The organism is Clavibacter michiganensis (genome assembly GCF_016907085.1).
Lineage (GTDB): Bacteria > Actinomycetota > Actinomycetes > Actinomycetales > Microbacteriaceae > Clavibacter > Clavibacter michiganensis_O.
Window position 1 is genome coordinate 2,418,962 of sequence record NZ_JAFBBJ010000001.1, and the last position, 19,935, is coordinate 2,438,896.

At 73.6% G+C, this 19,935-nt stretch carries 27 protein-coding genes and 1 pseudogene; 14 read left to right on the forward strand and 14 right to left on the reverse strand.

Going from position 1 to position 19,935, the window contains the following annotated elements; translation table 11 throughout:
* Nucleotides 1–4: 4 nt before the first annotated feature.
* Nucleotides 5–1,174, reverse strand: a complete 1,170-nt coding sequence (gene rhaI / locus JOE38_RS11320; protein WP_204576377.1) for an L-rhamnose isomerase — start codon at nucleotides 1,172–1,174, stop codon at nucleotides 5–7.
* Nucleotides 1,175–1,443: 269 nt separating this feature from the next.
* Here rhaI and JOE38_RS11325 point away from each other — a divergent pair, with 269 nt between their 5' ends.
* From JOE38_RS11325 to arfB, 4 genes are all read left to right on the forward strand, one after another.
* Complete coding sequence (locus JOE38_RS11325; RefSeq protein ID WP_204576378.1) at nucleotides 1,444–2,430, forward strand: LacI family DNA-binding transcriptional regulator; 987 nt, start codon at nucleotides 1,444–1,446, stop codon at nucleotides 2,428–2,430.
* A 236-nt stretch (nucleotides 2,431–2,666) separates the two neighbouring features.
* Complete coding sequence (locus tag JOE38_RS11330; RefSeq protein WP_204576379.1) at nucleotides 2,667–3,515, forward strand: phosphatase PAP2 family protein; 849 nt, start codon at nucleotides 2,667–2,669, stop codon at nucleotides 3,513–3,515.
* A 28-nt stretch (nucleotides 3,516–3,543) separates the two neighbouring features.
* Nucleotides 3,544–3,783 (forward strand): hypothetical protein, encoded by a 240-nt coding sequence (locus tag JOE38_RS11335; RefSeq protein ID WP_204576380.1) that lies wholly within the window; start codon nucleotides 3,544–3,546, stop codon nucleotides 3,781–3,783.
* Nucleotides 3,784–3,822: 39 nt separating this feature from the next.
* The gene (gene arfB / locus JOE38_RS11340) at nucleotides 3,823–4,245 is read left to right on the forward strand and encodes an alternative ribosome rescue aminoacyl-tRNA hydrolase ArfB (protein WP_204576381.1); all 423 of its coding nucleotides are present in this window, start codon (nucleotides 3,823–3,825) and stop codon (nucleotides 4,243–4,245) included.
* Nucleotides 4,246–4,272: 27 nt separating this feature from the next.
* On the opposite strand, the gene JOE38_RS11345 is transcribed toward arfB, so the two are convergent.
* Nucleotides 4,273–5,322 carry an LLM class flavin-dependent oxidoreductase gene (locus JOE38_RS11345; RefSeq protein ID WP_204576382.1) on the reverse strand — a complete coding sequence of 350 codons (1,050 nt, stop codon included), beginning with the start codon at nucleotides 5,320–5,322 and terminating at the stop codon, nucleotides 4,273–4,275.
* A 79-nt stretch (nucleotides 5,323–5,401) separates the two neighbouring features.
* The gene (locus tag JOE38_RS11350; protein ID WP_204576383.1) at nucleotides 5,402–5,557 is read right to left on the reverse strand and encodes a hypothetical protein; all 156 of its coding nucleotides are present in this window, start codon (nucleotides 5,555–5,557) and stop codon (nucleotides 5,402–5,404) included.
* A gap of 69 nt (nucleotides 5,558–5,626) precedes the next feature.
* On the opposite strand from JOE38_RS11350, the gene JOE38_RS11355 reads away from it, so the two are divergent.
* Nucleotides 5,627–5,971 (forward strand): DUF2200 domain-containing protein, encoded by a 345-nt coding sequence (locus JOE38_RS11355; protein WP_204576384.1) that lies wholly within the window; start codon nucleotides 5,627–5,629, stop codon nucleotides 5,969–5,971.
* Here the strand turns inward: JOE38_RS11355 and JOE38_RS11360 are convergent.
* Together JOE38_RS11360 and JOE38_RS11365 are read right to left on the reverse strand one after the other, a co-directional pair.
* Entirely contained in the window at nucleotides 5,968–6,195 is a 228-nt protein-coding gene (locus tag JOE38_RS11360; protein WP_204577190.1) for a DUF2283 domain-containing protein, read from the reverse strand. The two genes, JOE38_RS11355 and JOE38_RS11360, sit on opposite strands and share 4 nt — an antisense overlap.
* Nucleotides 6,195–6,770 carry a TetR/AcrR family transcriptional regulator gene (locus tag JOE38_RS11365; RefSeq protein WP_204576385.1) on the reverse strand — a complete coding sequence of 192 codons (576 nt, stop codon included), beginning with the start codon at nucleotides 6,768–6,770 and terminating at the stop codon, nucleotides 6,195–6,197. Before JOE38_RS11365 ends, JOE38_RS11360 begins: the two co-directional genes overlap by 1 nt.
* Nucleotides 6,771–6,866: 96 nt before the next feature.
* Here JOE38_RS11365 and JOE38_RS11370 point away from each other — a divergent pair, with 96 nt between their 5' ends.
* The 3 genes and pseudogenes from JOE38_RS11370 to JOE38_RS11380 form a co-directional block, all read left to right on the forward strand.
* The gene (locus tag JOE38_RS11370; RefSeq protein WP_204576386.1) at nucleotides 6,867–7,988 is read left to right on the forward strand and encodes a zinc-binding alcohol dehydrogenase family protein; all 1,122 of its coding nucleotides are present in this window, start codon (nucleotides 6,867–6,869) and stop codon (nucleotides 7,986–7,988) included.
* Between the two features lie 134 nt (nucleotides 7,989–8,122).
* Nucleotides 8,123–9,379: a hypothetical protein gene (locus JOE38_RS11375; RefSeq protein WP_204576387.1), complete on the forward strand. Its 1,257-nt coding sequence runs from the start codon at nucleotides 8,123–8,125 to the stop codon at nucleotides 9,377–9,379.
* A gap of 30 nt (nucleotides 9,380–9,409) precedes the next feature.
* Nucleotides 9,410–9,541, forward strand: a pseudogene (locus tag JOE38_RS11380) (YdeI/OmpD-associated family protein); the annotation flags it as partial.
* Nucleotides 9,542–9,564: 23 nt separating this feature from the next.
* On the opposite strand, the gene JOE38_RS11385 reads toward JOE38_RS11380, so the two are convergent.
* Complete coding sequence (locus JOE38_RS11385; protein WP_204576388.1) at nucleotides 9,565–10,368, reverse strand: hypothetical protein; 804 nt, start codon at nucleotides 10,366–10,368, stop codon at nucleotides 9,565–9,567.
* Nucleotides 10,365–10,670 (reverse strand): hypothetical protein, encoded by a 306-nt coding sequence (locus tag JOE38_RS15800; protein ID WP_239544816.1) that lies wholly within the window; start codon nucleotides 10,668–10,670, stop codon nucleotides 10,365–10,367. The genes JOE38_RS11385 and JOE38_RS15800 overlap by 4 nt, the downstream gene beginning before the upstream one ends.
* A 487-nt stretch (nucleotides 10,671–11,157) precedes the next feature.
* Here JOE38_RS15800 and JOE38_RS11395 point away from each other — a divergent pair, with 487 nt between their 5' ends.
* Nucleotides 11,158–11,457, forward strand: coding sequence for a rhodanese-like domain-containing protein (locus tag JOE38_RS11395; protein ID WP_204576390.1), 300 nt, complete (start codon nucleotides 11,158–11,160; stop codon nucleotides 11,455–11,457).
* Nucleotides 11,458–11,497: 40 nt separating this feature from the next.
* Entirely contained in the window at nucleotides 11,498–12,082 is a 585-nt protein-coding gene (locus JOE38_RS11400; RefSeq protein ID WP_204576391.1) for a YdeI/OmpD-associated family protein, read from the forward strand.
* Nucleotides 12,083–12,095: 13 nt separating this feature from the next.
* On the opposite strand, the gene JOE38_RS11405 is transcribed toward JOE38_RS11400, so the two are convergent.
* The 4 genes from JOE38_RS11405 to JOE38_RS11420 all read right to left on the reverse strand — a co-directional run bounded on the left by JOE38_RS11405 (nucleotide 12,096) and on the right by JOE38_RS11420 (nucleotide 14,248).
* Entirely contained in the window at nucleotides 12,096–12,680 is a 585-nt protein-coding gene (locus JOE38_RS11405) for a GNAT family N-acetyltransferase (RefSeq protein ID WP_204576392.1), read from the reverse strand.
* A 33-nt stretch (nucleotides 12,681–12,713) separates the two neighbouring features.
* The gene (locus JOE38_RS11410) at nucleotides 12,714–13,028 is read right to left on the reverse strand and encodes a DMT family transporter (RefSeq protein ID WP_079530964.1); all 315 of its coding nucleotides are present in this window, start codon (nucleotides 13,026–13,028) and stop codon (nucleotides 12,714–12,716) included.
* A complete protein-coding gene (locus JOE38_RS11415; protein WP_204576393.1) occupies nucleotides 13,028–13,435 on the reverse strand; it encodes a DMT family transporter in 408 nt (135 codons plus the stop codon). Before JOE38_RS11415 ends, JOE38_RS11410 begins: the two co-directional genes overlap by 1 nt.
* 153 nt (nucleotides 13,436–13,588) lie before the next feature.
* Nucleotides 13,589–14,248 carry an HAD-IA family hydrolase gene (locus tag JOE38_RS11420; protein ID WP_204576394.1) on the reverse strand — a complete coding sequence of 220 codons (660 nt, stop codon included), beginning with the start codon at nucleotides 14,246–14,248 and terminating at the stop codon, nucleotides 13,589–13,591.
* 84 nt (nucleotides 14,249–14,332) lie between these two features.
* On the opposite strand from JOE38_RS11420, the gene JOE38_RS11425 reads away from it, so the two are divergent.
* The 3 genes from JOE38_RS11425 to JOE38_RS11435 all read left to right on the forward strand — a co-directional run bounded on the left by JOE38_RS11425 (nucleotide 14,333) and on the right by JOE38_RS11435 (nucleotide 16,027).
* On the forward strand, nucleotides 14,333–15,517 hold the full coding sequence (locus tag JOE38_RS11425) for a glycosyltransferase (RefSeq protein ID WP_204576395.1): 1,185 nt from the start codon (nucleotides 14,333–14,335) through the stop codon (nucleotides 15,515–15,517).
* A gap of 86 nt (nucleotides 15,518–15,603) precedes the next feature.
* Nucleotides 15,604–15,840: a hypothetical protein gene (locus JOE38_RS11430; RefSeq protein ID WP_204576396.1), complete on the forward strand. Its 237-nt coding sequence runs from the start codon at nucleotides 15,604–15,606 to the stop codon at nucleotides 15,838–15,840.
* Nucleotides 15,833–16,027: a hypothetical protein gene (locus JOE38_RS11435; protein ID WP_204576397.1), complete on the forward strand. Its 195-nt coding sequence runs from the start codon at nucleotides 15,833–15,835 to the stop codon at nucleotides 16,025–16,027. The genes JOE38_RS11430 and JOE38_RS11435 overlap by 8 nt, the downstream gene beginning before the upstream one ends.
* A gap of 64 nt (nucleotides 16,028–16,091) precedes the next feature.
* Here the strand turns inward: JOE38_RS11435 and JOE38_RS11440 are convergent, their stop codons facing one another.
* Nucleotides 16,092–16,826, reverse strand: coding sequence for an NYN domain-containing protein (locus JOE38_RS11440; RefSeq protein ID WP_204576398.1), 735 nt, complete (start codon nucleotides 16,824–16,826; stop codon nucleotides 16,092–16,094).
* 113 nt (nucleotides 16,827–16,939) lie between these two features.
* Here JOE38_RS11440 and JOE38_RS11445 point away from each other — a divergent pair, with 113 nt between their 5' ends.
* The gene (locus JOE38_RS11445; RefSeq protein WP_204576399.1) at nucleotides 16,940–18,115 is read left to right on the forward strand and encodes an FAD-dependent oxidoreductase; all 1,176 of its coding nucleotides are present in this window, start codon (nucleotides 16,940–16,942) and stop codon (nucleotides 18,113–18,115) included.
* A 43-nt stretch (nucleotides 18,116–18,158) separates the two neighbouring features.
* Here the strand turns inward: JOE38_RS11445 and JOE38_RS11450 are convergent, their stop codons facing one another.
* The gene (locus tag JOE38_RS11450) at nucleotides 18,159–18,836 is read right to left on the reverse strand and encodes a hypothetical protein (RefSeq protein ID WP_239544817.1); all 678 of its coding nucleotides are present in this window, start codon (nucleotides 18,834–18,836) and stop codon (nucleotides 18,159–18,161) included.
* A 134-nt stretch (nucleotides 18,837–18,970) separates the two neighbouring features.
* Nucleotides 18,971–19,930: an acetylxylan esterase gene (locus JOE38_RS11455; protein ID WP_204576401.1), complete on the reverse strand. Its 960-nt coding sequence runs from the start codon at nucleotides 19,928–19,930 to the stop codon at nucleotides 18,971–18,973.
* Nucleotides 19,931–19,935 lie beyond the last annotated feature (5 nt).

The following is a 19,935-nucleotide window of genomic DNA, read 5'->3' on the forward strand; positions in this document are numbered from 1 at the left end:
GCGGTCAGGCGCCCCAGCCGGCCTGGGTCCCGCCGGCGCGCTCCTCGGCGAGCCGCTCCGCGCGGCCGGACGCGGCGTAGGCCCGCATGGGGTCGCCCGGGAGGCCGCGGCTCTCCCGCCACGCGGCCAGCGCGGGGCGCACGTCGGAGTAGAAGGCGTCCATGAGGATCCCGTTGGCGCCGAGGACGTCGCCGGCGAGCTGCGCCTGCTCGAGCGCCGCGCGGTCCACGAGCAGCGCGCGCGCCGTCATCTCCTGCACGTTGAGCACGGAGCGGATCTGGCCCGGGATCTTGTCCTCGACGTTGTGGCACTGGTCGAGCATGAACGCGACGGGGGAGTCGGGCCCGTAGCCGCCGCCGCGGATCACCTCGTGGAGGATCCGGAACAGCTGGAACGGGTCGGCCGCGCCGACGATGAGGTCGTCGTCGGCGTAGAAGCGCGAGTTGAAGTCGAACGAGCCGAGCTTCCCGAGGCGCAGCAGCTGGGCGACGATGAACTCGATGTTGGTGCCGGGCGCGTGGTGGCCGGTGTCCAGGCACACGAGCGCCCGGTCGCCGAGGGCCGCCACGTGCGCGTAGCTGGTGCCCCAATCGGGGACGTCCGTGTGGTAGAACGCCGGCTCGAAGAACTTGTACTCGAGCACCATCCGCTGCTCGGTCCCGAGGCGCGCGTAGATCTCCGCGAGGGAGTCGGCGAGACGGTCCTGGCGGCCGCGGATGTCCTGCTGGCCCGGGTAGTTGGATCCGTCGGCCAGCCAGATCTTGAGGTCGCGGGATCCGGTCGCGTCCATGATGTCGATGCAGGCCAGGTGGTGATCGATCGCCTTCCGCCGGATGGCCGGGTCGGAGTGCGTGAGCGAGCCGAACTTGTAATCGTCGTCCTGGAACGTGTTGGAGTTGATCGTGCCGAGGGACACCCCCTTCGACGCGGCGAAGTCGCCCAGCGCGGAGTAGTCGTCCACCCGGTCCCAGGGGATGTGCAGCGCGACCGTCGGGGCGAGCCCGGTGAGCTCGTGCACCGTCGCGGCATCCGAGATCTTCTCCTCGATGGTGCGCGGCGTGCCCGGCGTCGCGAAAACCTTGAAGCGCGTGCCGGCGTTGCCGAACGCCCAGGAGGGCAGCTCGATGGCCTGCTGCTCGAGCTGGCGGAGAGTGTCGGGGCCGAGGTCGGTCACGGGGAGTCCTTGTCTGCGACGGTGGAGGAAGGGCGGCGGATGAATCGTTTCATCGACCCGTGAGCGACAGTAGTGCGGGATCCGCGGGGCTGTCAACGAGCCGGGCCCGAATCGACCAGCCGGCGATCCGCCCGGGCTCTGTCCGCGCCCGGCCGGCGCTCCGCCGGCGATCCGCCCGCGCCCTGCCGCGGGCCCGCCATGGCATAGCCTCGGGACCCGAGGCGGTGGCGACCCCGCCGCGATCCCCGATCCCGTGGCGAGGAGCCGACGTGTCCGTGAGCATCCGCGACGTCGCCGCTCGGGCCGGGGTCTCCGTGGGGACGGTGTCGAACGTCCTCAACCGCCCGGAGCGGGTCGGGCCCGACGCCGTGCGCAGGGTGCAGGACGCGATCGCCGAGCTCGGCTTCATCCGCAACGACGCCGCACGGCAGCTCCGCGCGGGCCGGAGCCGGAGCATCGGCCTCGTCGTCCTCGACTCCGGCAACCCGTTCTTCGCCGAGCTCGCCCGCGGTGCCCAGGCCCGCGCCGCGGACGCGGGGCTCGCCGTGCTGCTCGGGAGCACCGACGGCGACGCCGGGCGGGAGGACGCCTACATCGATCTGTTCGAGGAGCAGCGGGTGACGGGCGTCCTCATCTCCCCGCAGGGCGAGGGCTCGACCCGCATCGCCCGGCTCCGCGCCCACGGGATCCCCTGCGTGCTGGTCGACCGCGAGGCCGACGACGCGGAGCACTCGTCGGTCGCCGTCGACGACGTGGCCGGCGGCCGCCTCGCGGTGGAGCATCTCCTGCGGCTCGGTCGCCGTCGGATCGCGGTGATCGGCGGCCCGTCCTCCATCCGCCAGGTGTCCGACCGGGTGTCCGGGGCGCGCGCCGCGGTCGCCGCCGTGCCCGGGGCCGTCCTCGAGGAGATCCCCACCGACGACCTCTCCGTGCTGGCCGGGCGCGAGGCCGGGCGCGCGATCGCGGCCCGCGACGCTGCCGCGCGCCCCGACGCGATCTTCGCCGCCAACGACCTCGTGGCCGTCGGAGTGCTCCAGGCGCTGGTGCTCTTGGGCGACACCCGGGTGCCCGACGACATCGCCCTCATCGGCTACGACGACATCGCGTTCGCGAGCGCGACGGTCGTGCCCCTGTCGAGCATCCGCCAGCCGAGCGCGCTGATCGGCGCCACGGCGGTCGAGCTGCTGCTCGGCGGATCGCCGCGGCAGGTGCTCTTCCAGCCCGAGCTCGTCGTCCGGGCGTCGACCGGGGGGTAGGGCGCCGCCGGTGGCCGGTGGCGGGTGGCGGGTGGCGGGTGGCGGGCGCGGGCGCTCCGGTCCGCGTGCGCCGCGCTTCCGGCTTCCGGTGTCGGCATCCGGCGTCGGTGTCGGTGTCCCGGATCCTCCCGGTGGCGGCGGCCGGGCGCCCGGCGGGCCAAGCTGGTCGGGAGCGCGCGGCGCCGTCCCCGCGCGGTCGGCGTCCTCCCGCCGCTCCGCCCGACCAGGAGGACCACATGAGCGAGACCCCCGGCCGCACGCGCATCGACCCCGCCGACCAGGGCGTCGAGGGCGAGCTCCGCCGCGACCGGTTCCTCGGCGGACGCGACCTCACCCGCTGGGCGACGCCGCCCGGCCGTGCGCTGGTGCGGCTCGTGCAGCGGATCGTGCGGGCGCTCGGCCCGTACGCGGCCCTCGTCATCACGCTGCTGGTGGGCCTCGTGCTCGCCTTTGGTCTCTCCGCGATCGCCGCGCAGGTCTACGACAACGTGACCGACGCCGACGGGGTCGCGGGCCTCGACAAGCCGATCCTCACGGCGATGCTCGGCCTCCGCACCCCGTGGCTCGACGACGCGGCGACCGCGTACACGAACGTGGCGGGCGTCGTCGGCATGCCGATCATCGCGGTAGCGACGATGCTGTTCCTCGCGCTGCGGCGCCGCTCGTGGACGCCGATCATCCTGGTCGTCGCGGCCGGCGGCGGATCCCTGCTGCTCACCATCGCGGGCAAGGACATCATCGACCGCGCCCGCCCCGCGCTCGCCGACGCGGTGCCGCCGTACGAGACCTCGCCGTCGTTCCCGAGCGGCCACACGCTCAACGCGGTCGTGATCGCCGGGATCCTCGCCTACCTACTCCTCCTCCGCCAGCACCGCCGCGCGACCCGCGTGCTCTCGGTCGCGGTGGCTGTGGTCTTCGCCGTGACCATCGCCGCCACCCGCGTCTACCTCGGCCACCACTGGTTCACGGACGTGCTCGCGGCCTTCTTCCTCGGCGGCGCGTGGCTTGCGCTGGTGATCACGGCGCATCGGCTGTATCTGACAACGCGGCGGCCGGAGGTGGCGTCGGTCGTCGGGGCCCGCTGATCCGTCCGGCCTGTGGGACGGTGGGGAGATGGATGACAGGCGCAGCTTCGAGCACGACTCCGCGGCACACCAGCGTCTGACGGGTGAGCCGTCCGCTCGTCAGATCCTCGTGCTGATCGCGGTGACCGCGTTCATGTCCGCGTCCGCCCTCGCATTCGTCGAGATCGATTTCGTCACGCGGATCGTCCTGATGATCGTCGTGATGCTGGTGCTCATGCTGATCGGCCGGGTCGTCATCCGCCGCAGCAACCTCCGCCGGAACCGCTAGCCCGCCCGCGCCAGGGCCGCTCCGTGCGACCCTTGCCGCATGGATCTCGAGGTCGGCCCCGCGCTGACCATCCCCGCCGCCGAGCTGCGGTGGCGGTTCTCCCGGTCGTCCGGGCCCGGTGGGCAGCACGTCAACACGTCGGACAGTCGGGTGCAGCTCACGTGGAGCCCGGTCGAGTCGCTGGTGCTCACCGATCAGCAGCGGGAGCGGATCCTCGACCGGCTCGGTCGGCGCCTGGTCGCCGGGACCATCACCGTGACGGTCTCGGAGCAGCGGTCGCAGCTGCGGAACCGGGTGGCCGCGCTCGACGCGCTCCGCGAGATCGTGGCGGATGCGCTCGCGCCCGACGCCGCGCCACGACGTCCGACCCGCCCCACGAAGGGATCCCAGAAGAGGCGCCTCGCGGCCAAGACGCAGCGCTCCGCGACAAAGCAGCAGCGCAAGCGGCCGACCGGGGACTGAGCGCGAGGGCGCGCAGGCGTCAGCGGATCAGGCGGACGCCCCCACCGCGACGTCCGCCCGGTCCCACCCCAGCGCCTCCCCGATTTGCTTGATCGCGGCGAGCGACCGCAGGTTGAAGTCCACACCGAGCTGGTTGGGGATCGTGACGAGGAGAGTGTCGGCCGCGGCGATCGCCTGGTCGGCGCCGAGCTCCTCGATGAGGCGCTCCGGGCTGCCGATGTAGGAGCGGCCGAAGCGCCACTTCTCGCCGCCGACCTGGCCGACCTGGTCCTTGCCCTCGATCTGCGAGCGGACGCCGAAGTACATCTCCGACTCGTCATCCACGATCGGGATGATGCTGCGGCTGACGCTCACGCGCGGCTCCCACGCGTGTCCGGCGGCGGCCCAGCCGTCGCGGAACAGCTGGATCTGCTCGGCCTGGAGCACGTCGAGCGGCACGCCGGTGTCCTCGGAGAGGAGCGTCGACGACATGAGGTTCATGCCCTGCTCGGCCGCCCACTGGCCGGTGGCGCGCGTGCCGGCGCCCCACCAGATCCGCTCGCGGAGGCCGGGCGACTGCGGCGTGATGGCGACGCCGCCGGCGATCATGCCGCGCTGCGGTGCCGCGGTCGCGAGCTCCTCGCCCTCGAGCGCGCGGAGGAAGAGGCCGGTGTGGCGGCGGGCCATGTCGGCGTCGGTCTCGCCGTCGAGCGGCACGTAGCCGAACGACTCGTAGCCGGCCTCGACCTGCTCGGGCGATCCGCGGCTGATGCCGAGCTGCACCCGGCGGTTGGAGATGAGGTCGGTCATGGCCGCCTCCTCCGCCATGTAGAGCGGGTTCTCGTAGCGCATGTCGACGACGCCGGTGCCGATCTCGATCCGGCTGGTGCGGCTCGCGATGGCGGCCAGCAGCGGGAACGGCGACGCCTGCTGCGGCGCGAAGTGGTGCACGCGGAAGTACGCGCCGTCGATGCCGATCTCCTCGGCCGCGACCGCGAGGTCGATCGACTGGAGCAGCGAGTCCTGGGCGGTGCGCACGCGGGATCCGCGCACGTCCTGCCAGTGGTTGAACGACAGGAAGCCGATCTTCGTGGCCATGGGGCGCTCCTCGGTGCTCGACGGCGACGGATCCGGGTGGATGCGTCTGCATGGAAGCGAACCACGCCCCCGCGCCTGCCTATTCCCGCGGGTCGTGCCGCTCAACCTCATCCGACGGCTCGATCAGCTCGCGTTCGACGATCTCCCCACAACGCGCTCGCTCGAGCGCCGCCAGCAGCCTCTTCGCTCCAGCGGGGTTCCGGAGCAGGTAGGAGGTCTCGTCGTCCTCGGTCATGGTCACCTTTCGTCGGGGGTGACGCGACGGTACCTGGCACTCCCGACCTCACCGGCCTACGCTCCGACCATGCACCGCATCTTCACGACGCCGTTCGCCGCGGTCTACCCGCTCTACGTGAAGAAGGTCGACCGCAAGGGGCACACGCAGGCGGAGGTCGACCAGGTGATCACCTGGCTCACCGGCTTCGACGCCGCGGAGCTCCAGCGCCACATCGACGCGGAGACGACCTTCCAGGACTTCTTCGCGGCGGCCCGCCTCAACCCGCTCGCCGACGAGGTTCGCGGCGTGATCTGCGGCGTCCGCATCGAGGAGATCGAGGACCCGCTGATGAAGGAGATCCGGATCCTCGACAAGCTCGTCGACGAGGTCGCGCGCGGCCGGCCGATGCAGAAGGTGCTGCGCGGCAGCTAGCCGATTCGCACGGCCTCCGCGAGCACCGCCGCCGGCAGCACCGCGCTCGCGTGCAGCACCTCGATGCCGAGGAGGCGGCCGTCGGCGTCGAAGTCGAGCGCGACCTCGCCGCGGCCGCCCGGCGTCATGATCGAGTGGATGGTCGTGGCCGCCGCGCCGTCGCCGAGCGGCCCCGTGAGCTCGACGTACGCGGCGTCGGCGCTCGGGTCGTAGGTGACCTGCATCACGCGCCCGAACCCATCAGTGCCCGGAACGCATCCAGCGTCTCGCGCAGCACCTCGGCGAGGTCGGTCTCGGCGCCGCCGTCGGAGAGCCAGCGGCCGATGGAGACGCCGAAGACCGTCGCGGTTGCGTGGGCGACGAGCACGGCGGTGAGCGGATCCGACCCGCGCTCCACGAAGCCCGCGCGCACGGCCTCCTGCATCGCCTGGACCTTGCGCATCTCGCGCTCCTGCAGCCCGGCATCGGCGCCGATGATGCGCTTGCGGGCGAGCAGCGTGTCGCGCCCCTCCGCGAACTGCGAGGCGACGACCTCCGGGAAGCCGTCCTCGACGACCTGCAGCGGCGAGCGGTCGGCGGGCGCCTCGCGGATGATGCGCGTGACGAGCGAGGGCAGCTCGTCCTCCTCGGCGAAGAGCACCTCGCGCTTGTCGGCGAAGTGGCGGAAGAAGGTGCGGGTCGTGAGGCCGGCGCGGGCGGTGATCTCGGGGACGGTCGTCTCTGCGAAGCCTTGGCTCTGGAACAGCTCGAGGGCGGCGGCGGCCAGGCGCTCACGCGTGTCCGGCCGCCATCTGCTCATGCGTCGATCCTAGTGATGACATTCCGTGTCATGGGTGTGTATGGTGATGACACGCGATGCCATCGGGCAGCGCGATCCGCAGATCGGAGATCCACCGTGCCCACCGAATCCGCCGCCTGGCTCGCCTCGTCCGCCGCCGACCTCACCGTCGGGCCCGCGCCGCTCACCGCTCCTCGGGAGGGCGAGGTCGCGATCCGCGTCCGCGCCGTCGCGATCAACCCGCTCGACACCATGAAGCAGCACATGGGCGACCTCATGTACCGCTGGCTGCCGCACCCCGCGGTGCTCGGCGAGGACGTCGCGGGTGTCGTCGAGGAGGTCGGCCCCGGGGTCACGCGCTTCGCCGTCGGCGACCGCGTCGTCGCGTACGCGGTCGGCATGGAGAAGGGGCGGCGCCACGCGCCCGAGGGCGGGTTCCAGACGCGGGCGATCGTGCGCACCGACCTGGCCTCGCCGATCCCGGACGCGATGCGCTTCGAGGACGCCGCCGTCCTCCCGCTCGGGATCTCCACCGCCGCATCGGCCCTGTTCGGCGCCGGCCAGCTCGGTCTCCGCATGCCCGACGCGACCACGTCGCCGACGGGCGGGACGGTGGTGGTGTGGGGCGGATCCACGAGCGTCGGCCTGAACGCGATCCAGCTCGCGGTCGCCGCCGGGTACGACGTCGTGACCACCGCCTCGCCGCGCAACCACGAGCTCGTGACGGGCCTCGGCGCGAGCCGCGCGTTCGACTACCGGAGCCCGACGGCCGTGCGGGACATCGTGGCGCACCTCTCGGCGAGCGGCAGGAAGGTGGCGGGCGTGCTCGCCATCGGCACCGGATCCGGCGCCCCGGCCGTCGACATCGCCGTCGCCACGGGCGCGACGCGGGTCAGCATGGCGAGCCCGCCGGTGTCGTTCGAGACCCTCCCGCGCGGCGGGCGCGTCGGCCTGCCGCTCGTGCGCCTCGGGATCCGCATGGGCACCGCGACCCCGGCCCTGATGATCCGCGCGCGCGTCCGCGGCATCCGGGCGACCTTCATCTGGGGCAGCGCCCTCATGCACGACGAGGTCGGCCCGATGCTCTGGGAGCGCTTCCTGCCGGCCGCGCTCGCCGAGGGTCGCTACGTCGCGGCGCCGGCGGCCGAGGTCGTCGGATCCGGGCTCGCGGCGATCCAGCCCGCGATGGACCGGCTGCGCCAGGGCGTCTCGGCGCGGAAGCTCGTGGTCACGCTGTAGGCGGAGAGGCCCGGCGACCGGCCCGCGCGTCGCATGTGCGGTGATCCCGCGGGCGTCGGCCGCGACCGGCTAGCTTCCTCCACGTTGCGGAGCACCTGCGGCGTGAACCCCGTTCGCGGGAGTGAGGCATCGCCATGCGGAGACCGCTGACCCTGCTCGTCCTGACCGGCCTGCTCCTCATGGGGGCGGTCACGTCCGCCGTCCCGGCCGACTCGGCGCTGGCGGCGACGGCTCCGTACACGGTCGTGTCGTCCTCACCCGCGGGGAAAGCAGCCGTGCACGAGGTGACGGCGGTCCTCGTCGCCCCGGCCGGCACCACGCGGGACTTCACGCGGGCCGACGCCCTGACCACGATCCAGGACGCGTCCGCGTACTGGGAGCACGAGTCGAACGGCTTCGTGAAGTTCGACGCCGCGTCGGTGACCGACTGGATCCAGCCGGCCGACCCGGGCGTCCGCTGCGACGACCCCACCGCGGTCGTCACGTTCGCACTGGCCCAGTCCGGCTGGAAGCCGGGCCCTGACAAGGACCTCGTCGCCTTCGTGCCCGGCGGGAAGCAGTGCGGGGACTTCTCCTCCGGTGACCAGGGGGACGACATCGACGCCGGGGGCACTGCTTACGTCACGGACATCACGCCGGCGGCACTCACGCACGAGCTCGGGCACAACCTCTCGCTGCACCATGCGTCGGGCGTGCAGTGCTCCACCGGCTGGGACTTCGACGCCTCGAACGGGCTGCCCTCCTCCTGCAGCCGCGACGAGTACGGGAACACCACGGACCTGATGGGCTCCTCCTACTCCTACTACCCGGCGTCGGCGCCCTCGCTCGACCGGCTCGGCCTGATCTCGCGTCGCGCCGTCCCCACGTGCGGCGCCACGCGGCGCATCCCCATCCAGACCATGAGCGCGGGCTTCGACGCGTTGCGCATCATCTCGTGGACGGACCCGAAGCGCCCGTCGGTCCGGTACTACGTGCAGTACGCCGACGTGGTCGACCAGTCGGAGTACGACCCGCTGTGGATCTCCGGCTTCAAGGTCGAGCGACCGTCCGGCGTGCAGATCCTGCGGACCGATCCGACCGTGCCGGACTCGGGGACCATCCTCATCCGCCCCGGCGACTCGGGCGTCGGCGACGAGCTCGTGCAGCCCGGCGAGAAGGTGGCGCTCGCCGACGGCATGTCCGTCTCCGTCGCCGCGATGGACGAGACCGCGCACACCGCCACCATCGACGTCACGGTGCCCTGCGCCGCCCATCAGGCCGAGGCGGCCTCCGCGGCGCCCTCCGCCTTCGGCGACATGGGTCCGATGACGGCAGATGGCGCGATGGAGATGGCGGCCGACGGCGGGATGGCGATGACCGCTGACGGGATGATGGAGATGCCCACGCGGTAGGTGGCGGGGTCCGTCCGTAGCATCGGATCCATGCCCGCCGCCGCGCACGACCTCCTCACCGTCCCCGACCGGGCCGCCTGGCGCGCCTGGCTCGACGCGCACGAGGAGGCATCGGACGGAGTGTGGCTGGTGCTCGCGAAGAAGGGCACGACGGATCCGACCCCTCCAGCGATCGCTCTCCGTCGCTAGCGACCACGACCCGTCGTGCCTCCGGGAGCGCGTGGGTGGGTGCGGGGCCTGTCCGAGGCGCGGGGTGCGGCGAGCGGAGGCTCGGCGAAGGCCAGGCGCAGCCGCTCGGAGACCGAAGGATCCACGCCCGCCAGGCGCGCGTACGTGGAGTCGCGCCGGATCAGGGCCGCAGCAGCCAGCGCACGACGGCGTTCGGTCGCGCTGATGTTCGCGCCCACATCGTCTCGTCGCGTCACGAGCGCTCCGAGGGTGGCGATGTCGACGAGGTGCCGCGTGCTGTCGTCACCCGTGATCTCGAGAGCTGCGGCTTTCGAGAGGATCGCGCCCTGCAGCGTCGGGCGGCGGATGGTCCCGACCTGGCCCTCGACGCCGAAGAGGAGATAGGCCGATCGGTCGAGCGCGCCCTGCGCCCCGGGAGCGGAGACCGTCGTCCCGCCACCGGCGCCGCGACGGCCATCGGCCCGTTCGCCGAGGAACCTCGGGATCAGCACGTCGATGAGCGCCTCCCCACGGACCCATCGATGCTGGTGTCCTTCGAAGCTCGTGCCGTCCGGCTCGAAGCCGATGTCGCGCAGCACCGTCGTGAACGTCATGAGCATCTGCGGATGCGCGCGGATGTCGAGGGCGGTGTCCGCGTCCACCGTCGGGCGGTTGGTCGGGGCGCCGCGTTCCCAGCACAGCGCCTGGATCATCTGACCGCCGACGAGTGCCCAGCCGGTGGGGATCCGCTCGTGGACCTCGAAGAGCGCATGCCATGCATCGGCTTGGGCGCGGCGGAGGGGCGGCGCCTCGACGATCACGCGACCTCCCCGAGGAGGCGCGCGACCGCCGCGCCTTCGCGGGGGCCCCGGTGCTGGGCCAGATCGGCGATCAGCTCCCCGAGCGGCAGGGGGCGCTGGACGGGTCGCTCATGCACGTGCAGGAGGACGTTGGGCCGGTCGGCCGGGACGAGCAGGTACTCATGGACGATCGGATCGAGATCGTGCACGTGCACGTGCGCCTCGAGCTCCCCCGCGTCCGACATGCCCGAGCGGGGGTCGCTGATCCCGCCGGCGACGACTCGCGGATCCCCACGCAGGTCCTCCAGATCCTCGTCCGCCACGTGGAAGGACCGGGCCGCGGGCCGAGCGCTCCGCATCCACGCTGTCAGCACCTCCGCTGCGTTCGGGGCGTCTCGGAGCCTCGTGAGACGCACGATCACGCGGCCCGCCTCGCTGGCGGACAATCCGGCGCGCCATGCGTCATCCCCGGAGAGGCGCGCGAGCAGCGCGCGCACCGAGCGCGACGACAGCGGACGTCCGACCTCGTCATGTCGGGCTTCGGTCGAGTCGATGACCCACCTGCCCGCGATCTTGCGTGCACGCAGCACGCCTGCCGAGGCCGCCGCCTGGACCCTCCGGGCGGAGACGCCCTGGTCCTTCGCGTACTCGGCCGCACTGACCTCCGCCATGTCGCCTCCCATGTGAGACCAGAATCATACGTCGGCGCGAATGATTCTGGTATGCGCTGAGAGGACGTCGTCGCGCTGGACGACCGGGCGTGACCCGCGCGGCTAGCGTGGGGAGCACCGACACCCGAGGAGCACCCGCATGAGCCGCATCACCGTCGACCAGCTCGCCGCCCTGGATTCGCCCGTCCTCATCGACGTGCGCGAGCCCGACGAGTACGCCGCGGGCCACGCGCCCGGCGCCGTCAACCTGCCCATGTCGCAGCTCGACGCGCGCGTCGACGAGGTGCCGACCGATGGTCCCGTGCACGTGATCTGCCAGTCCGGCGGCCGCAGCGCCCGGGCGACCGAGGCGCTCGCCGCCCGGGGCGTCGACGCGGTCGACGTCGAGGGCGGCACGAGCGCCTGGATCTCCGCCGGCCACCCCGTCGACCGCGCCTGAGCGGAGCCGCGTCGTCGGCGGCGCTCCGTAGCATCGGGGCATGCCCGCCGCCGCGCACGAGCTCTTGACCGTCCCCGACCGCGCCGCCTGGCGCGCCTGGCTCGACGCGCACGAGGAGACGAGCGACGGCGTGTGGCTGGTGCTCGCGAAGAAGGGCACCACGGATCCGACCTCGCTCACCTACGCCGAGGCCCTCGACGAGGCGCTGTGCAGCGGGTGGATCGACGGGCAGACCGCGAGCATCGACGAGCGGGTCTTCCGGCGCCGCTTCACCCCGCGGCGGAAGGCGTCGCTGTGGTCGGAGCGCAACATCGGGCTCGTCGCGACGCTCACCGCGGAGGGCCGGATGCGGCCGGCCGGGATCCGCGAGGTCGAGCGCGCGCAGGCCGACGGCCGGTGGGAGCGCGCCTACGCGGGCCAGGCGTCGGCGGCCGAGCCGGAGGACCTGCTGGCCGCGCTCGCCGCGTCGCCCGCGGCCGCGGAGACCTTCGCGACGCTGTCCAAGGTCAACCGCTACGCCGTGATCCATCGGGTGACGACGGCGCCGAACGCGACCGTCCGCGCGAACCGGCTCGCGAAGCTCGTCGCGATGCTCGAGCGCGGGGAGGCGCCGCACCCGCAGTGAGCGGGGCGGCGGATCAGGAGCGGGCGGCGAGCCGGTCGCGCGCCAGCACCGACATGACGACCTCGTCGTGGAACGCGCCGTCGTGGAAGACCGTCTCGCGGAGCACGCCCTCCTCGACGAAGCCGACCTTCCGGTAGGTGGCGCGGGCCCGGGCGTTGAACGCGAACACGTGCAGCTGGATCCGGTTCAGCCCCATCTCGCGGAAGCCGTAGTCGACGAGGGTGCGGACGGCGTCGGTGCCGTAGCCGGAGCCCGTGTGCTCGGATCCGATCATCACGGTGAGCGTCGCCGCGCGGGTCAGGAGCTTGGCTCCGAAGAGAGTCACGTGGCCGACGAGTCGGCCGGAGATCCGGTCGGTGACGCAGAAGCCGACGTCGCCCGCCGGTTCGCTGCTGCTCCACTTCCGGAACAGCTCCGTCAGATCGCCCTCGGGCCGCGGGCGCACCGTGAGCTGCTGGAGCACCGCCCACTCCGGATCCCGCCACCAGCGCACGAGGTCGGGGAGGTCGGCGTCCTCGAGCGCCCGCAGCCGGATCCGCTCGCCCTGCAGGATCCCCGCGCCGTACCGCTGCGGGTCTCCCGCGTCCGTCCATGTCATGCGGCCATGGTGCCAGGGCCGGTCGCGCCGCCGTCAGTGCCCGAGCTCGATGAGCAGCACGCCGCCGATGATGAGGGCGATGCCCGCGAGCATCGTGCGCGTCAGCGGGTCCCGGAAGAGCACGCGGCCGAGGATCGCCGTGAGGGCCACACCGGTGGCAGCCCAGATCCCGTAGGCGACGCCGATGGGGAGGCCGAGCGAGAGCGCGCCGGCGAGCATCGAGAACGCGGTCACGTAGCCGACCGCGACCACCGCGTACCAGCGCTTCCGGCCGTCGGTCGCGAGCTTGAGGGAGATGGTCGCGGCGACCTCGGTGACGATGGCGATCGCGAGCAGCAGCCAGGCCATCAGCGGGCCTCGCCGGTCGGGGTCACGTGGGCGGGCGCGGCTGCCTCGGCGGCGGTCGCGCTGGCGGCGGCGGCCGCGCGGGTCGCGTGCGCGCGCTGCGAGCCGAGCTCGACGAGCAGGACGCCCCCGACGATGAGCACGAGGCCGAGGATCATGAGGCCGGTCAGCGGCTGCCCGAACAGCACCGTCGCGCCGATCGCGGTGAGCGCGACGCCGGACGCGCCCCAGATCCCGTAGGCGACGCCCACGGCCATGCCCGCCTTGAGCACGCGGGTGAGGAACCAGAACGCGGTGAGGTAGCCGGCGACGACGAGCGCGTACCAGCCGGGCACCTCGACGGCGGCCTGCAGGGCGAGCGAGGCGACCACCTCGGAGACGATGGCGGCGCCGAGGAGGAGCCACCTCACGAGGCGGCCCTGCGGGAGCGGATGCGGGAGCGGGAGGTCATGGGGAGACCGTATCGCTGGATTCGGCCGGGTGGCCTAATCGAGGGCTCCGCGCAGGTCGCTCCGAGCTGATGCGCAGGGGAGCGCCCGGCGGCCGGCGGCTGGCGGCCGGCGTCAGGCGCCCGGCAGCGTGAGCGTCAGGATCCCGTCGCGGACCTCTACCGTCGTGCCGCGGTGGTCGCGCACGCGGGGGAGGCCGACGGTCGTGTCGCTCGCGTGGTCGCCGACGACGACCACGCGCATGCCCGCGGCGAGGCCCGCGCGGATCCCCGCCTCGGCGTCCTCGTAGACGATCGCGTCCGCGGGGTCGACACCCAGGCGCTCCGCTGCGAGCAGGTAGCCGTCGGGATGCGGCTTGCCGTTGGCCACGTCCTCGGCGGTGACGAGCAGGTCGGGCACGCGGACGCCGGCGCCGGTGAGGCGGGCGCGCGCGAGCTCGCGGCCGGCGCTCGTGACGAGGGCGTGGGATCCGGCCGGCAGCCCGGCCACGAGCTCGCGGGCGCCGGGGATCTCGACGGTCGCCGGGCTCCCGTCGAGCTCGAGGCGGTCGAGCTCGGCGAGGAGGGCGGGCACGTCGCTGCCGGCGGGCGCGAACCGGGCGATGCTGTCGGCGGCGCGCACGCCGTGGATCCGCCGCAGGAGGTCGGCCGGGTCGTGGCCGAAGCGCACGGCGAGCATCGTCCAGATCTCCTCGACGAGCGCGGTCGAGTCGACGAGCGTCCCGTCCATGTCGAGGAGGAGCGCGCGGGCGGTGAGCGTGACGGGGGAGGACATGCGTCCAGTCTCCCGGACGCGCGGACGGCGAGCCGATGTGGAGAGGGTGCTCCCGTGTCCGCGAGCACGGGCGATCGTGGTGCCATGCCCCTTCCGCTCCGGATCCTGTTCTCCTTCGCGCGCGGTCAGGGCCACCTGAACCCCCTGCTGCCCTTCGCCCGCGCCGCACGCGCGCGGGGTCACGAGACGGCCCTCGCCGGGCCGCGCGAGAACGTGGCGGGGCGGGCGGACTTCGCGCCCCTGTTCCCGAGCGACACCGGGGCGGCGCGCACCGAGCGGGGCACCGGCCGCCTCGTGGTCGCGGATCCGCGGCGGCCGTACGCGCGGGTGGAGGAGGTGTTCCTGGGCGAGGCGGCGCGGACGGTCGCGCGGAGCGTGGACGATGCCATCGCCGACTGGGCCCCGTCCCTCGTCGTCTGCGACGAGTTCGACTTCGGCGCGATGGTGGCCGCGGAGCGCGCGGGGGTGCCGGTCGTCGTGGTGGAGGTGACCGCCTCGGCGTACGCGGGCTGGCGGCCGTCGGTGGCGCACGCGCTGGATGCGCTGCGGGCCGAGGCGGGGCTCGCGCCGGATCCCGGGCTCGCCATGCTCGCGGGCGACCTCCTCGTCGTGCCGTTCCCGGAGTCCGTGGCCGGTGCGGGGCAGGGCGCGGCGTCCGGCGCCGAGCCGGCGCCCCGATCCGTGCTGCGGGTGCGACCGGAGGCCCCCGAGACGGGAGACGACCACCCCGCCGTGCGCTGGCTCGCCGCCGGCGACGAGCCCTGGCGCGTCTACGCGACCCTCGGCACGCAGTTCAACACGCGCTCGGGGGACCTGCTGCACCGCATCCTCGACGGCCTCGCGACCACCGAGGCGCGGGTGCTGGCGACGGTCGGGCCCTGCGTGGATCCCGCCGCCTTCCCCGGCGCGACCCCGCGCCGCCGCCTCGAGGACTACGTGCCCCAGGGCGCGGTGCTGGATCGCGTGGACGTCGTGATCACGCACGGCGGATCCGGGACGGTCGCCGGCGCGCTCGCCGCCGGCGTCCCGCTCGTCGTGCTGCCCATGGGCGCCGACCAGCGGCTGAACGGCGAGCGGATCGCGCAGCTCGGGGTCGGCCGCATGCTGGACGCGGCGACGGCGACGCCCCAGGAGATCGCCGACGCGGTCCGCGGGATCCGGGACGAGCCGTCCTTCGCGGACGCGGCCGGCCGGATCCGCGACCAGATCGCGGCCCTGCCCCCGGCGGCAGAGGCGCTCCCGGCCTTCGAGGCGCTCCTGGGTCGCTGACGCGGGACCCGTGCGACGGACCTCCACGCGTCGGGCACGATGGGGGGAGCGGCCGGCACCGGGCGCGACCACGCGAGGGGGACGGCATGCGCGACCACGACGCCGAGGCGGCCCGGGTCCGGACGCTCGCGGGCATCGCCGCCTTCACGCTGATGCTGGGTCTGCTGATCGTGGGGCTCGTCCCCGACCTGTCCACGCCGAGCGGTCGTGCGGGCGGGACGCCCGCCTGGTTCGGCGCGTGCCTCTTCGCGAGCCTCGGCCTCGCGGGACTGGGATGGGCGGTCGTCCGCGCGGTCCGGCTGCGGAGGCGGACCCGTGCCTGACGTCGTGGAGAAGGTGCTGCAGGTCGTGACGATCGTGTGCCTCATCGGGATGGGGGTGGGCCTCTTCCGCACGCTGAACCACACCTCCCGCACGAACGAGCCGGCGCCGAGGTCCATGTACCTCGCGGCCCTGCCCTTCGCCATCGTCGGGATGCTGGCCATGATCGTCGGGATCGTGCTCGACTGAGTCGGAGCGCGTCCACGGCCGGACTTGTCGCCGGGCAGCTCCGCTCAACGAGAGCGGCGGTCCGCTAACATGGGTTCACACCCCCGGTCGCTTCGGCTTCCGGGCGCGAGGCTCCTTCCCCGGAAGGAGCCTCAGCTATTTCCCGCCACGCTTCCGGTCGGTGGACCTCTCCGACCGAGTCGCCGATGGTGTCCGGAAACTGCGATCGCTCGAGCGCCCCGCGTCGGATCTTCCTGATGTGCGAGGGCCCGACGCCGAGCAGCGACGCGGAGGGGCGGTCCGTCGGTGAGATGAGACCGATGTCGGTACCCGCCTCGTCTCGGACGAGGCGGAAGGCGTCGGTGAAGTCCGAGTCGTTGGACAGCAAGAAGCACACGTCGGAGACTCGGCGGAAGGCGTCGACCAGCATGTGGGCGGCGAGGTTCACATCCGAGCCCTTCTCCTCGGTCTTCCGCACGTTGACCTTGACGAGCGCGCCGTCAGCATCGAACCGGACCGGATGGACGGGCATCGTCCGCTTGTCCACCCGGAACGTGCCGAGGTGGACGGAGACCCTCGGCGAGGTGCGGAGAGCGCGCACGTAGGCCTGCTGACGGATGGGGCTCCGAGGGTCCGTCCCCGCCGTGGCCCGGATGAGCGCGGTGAAGTACCGGACGCGGACGACGTCGAACGACGGGAGCAGCAGGTCGCACAGGGCAGCGACATCCAGCCACTTCAGCGACGGTTCGCGCGTCAGCAGCCGGCGGTAGAGGTTGAAGCCGTCGACGTAGACGGCAGCCGTGGGCTTGGCGCCAGTCATGCGGACGACCCGGTGGGAGGGGGGATCACCGCGACAGGGTAGCTGCCGACCCCACCGCTTACGGCCTCCCGCCCGGCCCGGTCGCGCGCGGTACGCGCACGTAGCCTGGGGGCATGGCGGGATCCACCGGGCGCGGGCGCGCATCGCACCATGTCGTCATCGGCGCGGGGCTCGCGGGGGCGGCCACCGCCTGGCAGCTCGCGAGCCGCGGGCACGAGGTCACGGTGCTGGAGCGCGACCGGCCGGCGGGAATGCTCGGCAGCTCGCACGGATCCGCGCGCATCCTCCGCTACGCCTACGACGACCCCTTCTACGTGCGCCTGGTACGCGACGCCCGCGTGCTCTGGGACCGGCTCGAGCGCACCACGGGCGCGCGGCTCGTGACCCCGACCGGATCCGTCGACTCCGGCCTCGTGCGCCGCCCCGCCGAGCTCGCGCGCGTGCTCGAGCGCGTCGGCATCGAGCACGAGCTGATGGGCGCACGCGAGGCCGAGGACCGCTGGCCGGAGATGTCCTTCGACTCCGACGTGCTGTTCCACCCGGCCGCGGGAGTGGTCGACGCCGAGACCGCCGTGCGCACGATGCTCGACCTCGCCGTCGGGCACGGCGCCGTCGTGCACGAGGGCTGGGAGGCGGCGTCCGTCGAGCGGATCGGCGCGGGCTTCGCCGTGACCTCCGATGACGGCCGCCGGGTCGAGGGCGACAGCGTGGTCGTGGGCGCCGGCGCCTGGCTGCCCGAGCTGCTCGGCGGGGCGCTGCCGCTGCCGCGTGCCGCGCTCGACCGCATCCCGCCGCTGCGCGTGCGGCAGGAGCAGGTGTTCCATTTCCCGTATCGGCAGAGTCCGTACCGGCAGGGTGCCTACATGGACGGCCCGCCTGCGCGATCCGTGCCGACCTCCATCCACATGGACGAGCGCATGCAGGTCTACGCGCTGCCCGGCGGCCGCGATGCCGACCACCGCGGCCACAAGGTCGCCGAGTTCGACGGCGGGCGCGTGATCCCGTCGGCCGCGCACCAGGACGGCGTCGTGGATCCGGCCAACCGCGCCCGCGTCGTCGACTGGGTGCGCCGCAACCTGCCGGGCGTCGAGCCCGTGCCGTACGCGGAGGCGACGTGCCTGTTCACGAGCACGCCGAGCGAGGACTTCGTGATCGACCGGGTGGACGGGATCACGATCGTCTCGCCGTGCTCCGGCCACGGCGCCAAGTTCGCGCCGCTCATCGGCAGCCTCGCGGCGGACGCGGCGACCGGCGAGCGCGTCGAGCCGCGGTTCGCGCTCGCGCCCTGAGGCGGCGGGCCGCCCGGCCGCTGAGGCGGGGAGGCGCCGGGCGTCAGACCTTCTGCGCGCGCCCGCGGCCGCCGGAGCGCACGCGCGTCCGGCCCGCATCCCGTGCCTCCGCGCGCTCGGCCTCGCGCTCCCGATCCGCCGCCAGCCGCGCCAGCTCGGCGCGCAGCTCGTCGACGCGGTCGTCGCGGCCCTCCTCGGGGAACGCGCCGGGCAGCAGCTGCGGGGAGAGGCGGGCGCGCACGATCTGCTCGAGCGCCGCGTCGCGCGCGATCACCAGCACCTCGCGGAGCGCCTCCGGGTCGCGCGAGAGCGCGCCCAGCCGCTCGACGATCTCCTCCGCGATCTCGGCGCGCAGCCGGAGCCCCGGCACGTCGCCCTCGCGGTAGTCGTCGGGCCGGCGTCCCTTGCCGTCGCGCAGCGCCGCGCGGTCGCGGGCCATGCGCAGCCGCTCCGCCTCGCCGCGCTTCTCGCCGATGAGCTCGGCCAGCTCGCCGCGGAGCGCCTCGATGAGCGACTCCTCGTCGTACGGGCGGCGCTCCCGCAGCGTGCGCAGGATGATGAGGTTGACCATCTGGATGCGGAGCGCGACGCCGACGAGCAGCAGCGACTCCTCGACGAGCACCTCCTTCTGCGCCGGATCCGCGGCGACGCGGGCGGCCACGGACGGCGGCGGGGCGCCCGGCTTGGAGGGCTTCGCGGGGCGGATGCGGGGCCGGGGCATGATGTCCTCCCGGTCCGCTCGCTCCACCGGCGAGGTGCTCCCAGGTTACGCGGAACGGCCGACAGCGGGGCGGTTCGCGCCCCCATCCCCGTGCCGATCCCCGTGCGTCGTCCGCGGTCGTCGCCGGGCCGGCCTCAGCCCATCCGACGCCGCAGGAACGCGAGCGTCCCGAGCTCGTCGTCGATGCCGCCGCCGTCGTGGCCGTTGTACTCCCACTCGACGATCTCCTTCTCGCCCGCGTACGCGTTGAAGGCGCCGTAGACGGTGGAGGGCGGGCAGGTCGCGTCCATCAGGCCCACCGAGAACCGGGCGGGCGCGGTGGCGCGACGCGAGAACGCGACGCCGTCGAAGTACCGCAGCACCGCGTGCACGTCCTCGCCGCGACCCCGGTGCGTCTTCAGGTAGTCGACGACCTCGTGGTACGGGTACGCGTCGGTGATGTGGGTGGCGCGCTCGATGTCGCAGAGGAAGGGCACGTAGGCGGAGACGGCCGCGATGTCGTCGCGGAGGCCGGCGACCGCGAGCGCCATGCCGCCGCCCTGGCTGCCGCCCTGCACGGCGATGCGCGACGGATCCACGACGTCGAGCGAGCGCGCCACGTCGACCGCGCGCACCGCGTCGGTGAAGAGGCGGCGGTAGTAGTAGGTGTCGCGCGACGCGATGCCGCGGGTCATGAAGCCGGGGATCGCGGGTCCGGCCTCGCCGTGGTCGGCGGTGTCGCCGGCGCTCCAGTACGAGCCCTGGCCGCGCGTGTCCATCTGCAGGTGCGCGTAGCCGGCGGCCGCGTAGATCAGCGTCTCCTCGGCGCGACCGCGGCCGCCGCCGTAGCCGACGTACGAGACGACCGTGGGCAGCGGGCCGGTCGCGCCGCGCGGGGTGCGGAGCCACGCGCGCACGTCGGTGCCGCCGGATCCCGCGAACGTCACGTCCTGCACGTCCACGAGCGCGAGGTCGGTGTCGACCGGCGCGAGCCGCACGTCGAGGTCGTGGCGTCCGGCCTCGGCGAGGGTGGCGGCCCAGAACGCGTCGAAGTCGTCCGGGTCGACGTGGCTGCTGACGTGCGCGCGGGCGGCGTCGACGGGTTCGATGAGCATGGATC